This is a genomic window from Citrobacter sp. wls757 (assembly GCF_005280935.1).
Classification (GTDB): domain Bacteria; phylum Pseudomonadota; class Gammaproteobacteria; order Enterobacterales; family Enterobacteriaceae; genus Citrobacter; species Citrobacter portucalensis.
In genome coordinates this window covers 428,780-432,276 of record NZ_SZWU01000015.1, presented here as the reverse complement: position 1 = coordinate 432,276, position 3,497 = coordinate 428,780, and the positions used below count along the sequence as shown (strand labels likewise).

Here is a 3,497-nt window from a genome sequence, read left to right as displayed (position 1 = left end):
CCATTCTGGCACGTCTATTGCTTTGTTCTACAAGGCAAACGCTGTTTTGGCTGAATGTGCAACCTGGTCGCACCAAAGTTGAGCGCCGGTAGCACCTGAAAAGTGCAACAAGATATTTTTGCCCCCAAATGGTGCGGCGCACTTCGCAAAAATAAACAATAACACAGCAAATTCTTTACATTCATCCAAACTAAATGTTAACAAACACATACAAGACTGCACGTTTTAGTAGCAAACAATAACAACATCACAATGGGTATCAATGCGTCCCTGGCGCAGACGATAAAGGAGTTGGATATGCAATTACGTAAGCTCGCCACTGCCATGCTGGTCATGGGAATGTCCGCCGGTCTGGCGCACGCAGAAGACGCAGCACCAGCGGCAGGCAGCACGCTGGATAAGATCGCCAAAAATGGCGTGATCGTTGTCGGCCACCGTGAATCATCAGTACCGTTTTCTTACTACGATAATCAGCAAAAAGTGGTCGGTTATTCACAGGATTACTCCAACGCGATCGTTGAAGCCGTGAAGAAAAAGCTGAACAAGCCTGATCTGCAGGTAAAACTGATCCCGATTACTTCACAAAACCGTATCCCGCTGCTGCAAAACGGCACCTTCGATTTTGAATGTGGATCCACCACCAACAACGTCGAGCGCCAAAAACAAGCGGCTTTCTCTGACACCATTTTCGTTGTCGGCACCCGTCTGCTGGCGAAAAAAGGCGGCGACGTTAAAGATTTCGCCGATCTGAAAGGTAAAGCCGTAGTCGTGACTTCAGGTACCACCTCCGAAGTTCTGCTGCACAAGCTGAATGAAGAACAAAAAATGGATATGCGCATCATCAGCGCGAAAGACCACGGTGACTCTTTCCGTACTCTGGAAAGCGGTCGCGCCGTTGCCTTTATGATGGATGACGCCCTGCTGGCTGGCGAGCGCGCGAAAGCGAAGAAACCAGACAACTGGGAGATCGTCGGCAAGCCACAGTCTCAGGAAGCCTACGGCTGTATGTTGCGCAAAGATGATACTGAGTTCAAAAAGCTGATGGACGACACTATCGCCAAGGCGCAAACCTCAGGCGAAGCTGAGAAATGGTTTGATAAGTGGTTTAAAAATCCAATTCCGCCGAAGAACCTGAACATGAATTTCGAACTGTCAGACGAGATGAAAGCCCTGTTCAAAGAACCGAATGATAAAGCGCTTAACTAACTAAAATAAATGGGAGGCTTCCCCTCCCTCTCGATTGTTACTCGGCACGGACAGACTATAAGCCTGATGGTCGTTCCCCATCAGGCCTGAAAACCGCAAAACGCCGAATAACAATCTTCGAGGGTAGCGCTGCTACCCTTTTTTTTCTGGAGTAGATTTATGTCTATAGACTGGAACTGGGGTATTTTTTTACAACAAGCCCCGTTCGGCAACACCACCTATCTCGGCTGGCTCTGGAGTGGTTTCCAGGTCACTGTCGCGTTATCCATCACCGCATGGATTATCGCTTTCCTCATAGGCTCTTTATTCGGCATCTTACGTACCGTTCCAAATCGTTTCCTTTCTGGGATCGGCACGCTGTACGTTGAGCTGTTTCGTAACGTTCCGCTCATCGTCCAGTTTTTTACCTGGTATCTGGTTATTCCTGAACTGCTGCCGGAAAACATTGGGATGTGGTTCAAGGCTGAGTTGGATCCCAACATCCAGTTCTTCCTTTCATCGATGCTTTGTCTGGGGCTGTTTACCGCCGCGCGCGTCTGCGAACAGGTTCGCGCCGCTATTCAGTCTCTGCCTCGTGGGCAGAAAAACGCCGCACTGGCGATGGGGCTGACGTTGCCTCAGGCTTATCGTTATGTTCTGCTGCCAAACGCATACCGCGTGATTGTTCCGCCAATGACCTCAGAGATGATGAACCTGGTGAAGAACTCCGCGATCGCCTCCACCATCGGCCTGGTCGATATGGCGGCACAGGCGGGCAAACTGCTGGATTACTCCGCCCACGCATGGGAATCGTTTACCGCTATCACTCTGGCTTACGTCCTGATTAACGCCGTCATCATGCTGGTGATGAATCTCGTTGAACGTAAAATCCGCCTGCCTGGCAATTTGGGAGGCAAATAATGTACGAATTTGACTGGAGTTCTATTGTCCCTTCCCTGCCGTATCTGCTGGATGGGCTGATGATCACGCTGAAAATTACCGTCACGGCGGTCGTCATTGGTATCGTATGGGGAACTATCCTGGCCGTCATGCGTCTGTCCAGCTTCGCGCCGATAGCCTGGTTTGCGAAAGGTTACGTCAACGTATTTCGTTCTATTCCGCTGGTCATGGTGCTGCTGTGGTTCTACCTGATTGTGCCCGGCTTCCTGCAAAACGTACTGGGTCTGTCGCCAAAAACCGATATTCGCCTGATCTCAGCAATGGTCGCGTTTTCGATGTTTGAAGCCGCGTACTATTCCGAGATTATCCGTGCCGGTATCCAGAGTATTTCTCGTGGGCAATCCAGCGCCGCGCTGGCGCTAGGGATGACCCACTGGCAGTCGATGAAGCTCATTATTCTGCCGCAGGCATTCCGCGCGATGGTACCGCTGCTGCTAACCCAGGGCATCGTACTCTTCCAGGATACCTCGCTGGTCTATGTATTAAGTCTGGCAGACTTCTTCCGTACCGCCTCCACCATTGGCGAGCGTGACGGCACACAGGTTGAAATGATCCTGTTTGCTGGCGCCGTTTATTTTGTATTCAGTCTGAGCGCATCGTTGTTGGTCAGCTATTTGAAGAAAAGGACAGTTTAATGATTACCCTGAAAAATGTTTCTAAATGGTATGGTCACTTTCAGGTGCTGACCGACTGCTCCACGGAAGTGAAAAAAGGGGAAGTGGTGGTGGTCTGCGGCCCTTCAGGTTCCGGTAAATCAACGCTTATCAAAACGGTGAACGGGCTGGAGCCGGTACAACAAGGCGTCATCACCGTTGATGGTACCGTGGTGAACGACAAAAAAACCGATCTGGCCAAACTGCGCTCTCGCGTTGGTATGGTGTTCCAGCACTTTGAACTGTTCCCGCATCTGTCGATCATTGAGAACCTGACTCTGGCGCAGGTAAAAGTGCTCAAGCGCGATAAAAAGCCGGCCCGCGACAAAGCGCAAAAGTTACTGGAACGCGTTGGTCTGTCAGCACATGCGGAGAAGTTTCCAGCTCAGCTCTCAGGGGGCCAGCAACAGCGTGTCGCTATCGCCCGGGCGCTGTGCATGGATCCTATCGCCATGCTGTTTGACGAACCAACGTCGGCGCTTGATCCTGAAATGATCAACGAAGTACTGGACGTTATGGTTGAACTGGCCAATGAAGGGATGACCATGATGGTGGTAACCCACGAAATGGGCTTTGCGCGTAAAGTGGCGAACCGGGTGATCTTCATGGATGAAGGGAAAATTGTTGAAGACTCACCGAAAGAAGAGTTCTTCGCTAATCCGAAATCGGACCGTGCCAAAGACTTCCTCGCGAAAATAC

4 protein-coding genes are annotated in these 3,497 nt (G+C 50.8%); all 4 read left to right on the top strand.

Annotation, left to right across the window (positions count from 1 at the left end; genetic code table 11):
- Positions 1 to 297: 297 nt before the first annotated feature.
- The gene (gene gltI, locus FDW94_RS03815) at positions 298 to 1,206 is read left to right on the top strand and encodes a glutamate/aspartate ABC transporter substrate-binding protein GltI (protein WP_137377157.1); all 909 of its coding nucleotides are present in this window, start codon (positions 298 to 300) and stop codon (positions 1,204 to 1,206) included.
- A gap of 159 nt (positions 1,207 to 1,365) precedes the next feature.
- A complete protein-coding gene (gltJ, locus tag FDW94_RS03810; protein WP_003831316.1) occupies positions 1,366 to 2,106 on the top strand; it encodes a glutamate/aspartate ABC transporter permease GltJ in 741 nt (246 codons plus the stop codon).
- Positions 2,106 to 2,780, top strand: coding sequence for a glutamate/aspartate ABC transporter permease GltK (gltK, locus tag FDW94_RS03805; RefSeq protein ID WP_038638772.1), 675 nt, complete (start codon positions 2,106 to 2,108; stop codon positions 2,778 to 2,780). The genes gltJ and gltK overlap by 1 nt, the downstream gene beginning before the upstream one ends.
- The coding region (locus tag FDW94_RS03800; RefSeq protein WP_137377185.1) for an amino acid ABC transporter ATP-binding protein at positions 2,780 to 3,497 on the top strand (718 nt) is incomplete at its 3' end. The genes gltK and FDW94_RS03800, both read left to right, overlap by 1 nt.

Excerpts from the sequence above, each read along its gene's own strand:
- gltK (WP_038638772.1), top strand. The coding sequence starts at position 2,106 with ATGTACGAATTTGACTGGAGTTCTATTGTCCCTTCCCTGCCGTATCTG.
- gltJ (WP_003831316.1), top strand. The coding sequence starts at position 1,366 with ATGTCTATAGACTGGAACTGGGGTATTTTTTTACAACAAGCCCCGTTC.
- gltI (WP_137377157.1), top strand. The coding sequence starts at position 298 with ATGCAATTACGTAAGCTCGCCACTGCCATGCTGGTCATGGGAATGTCC.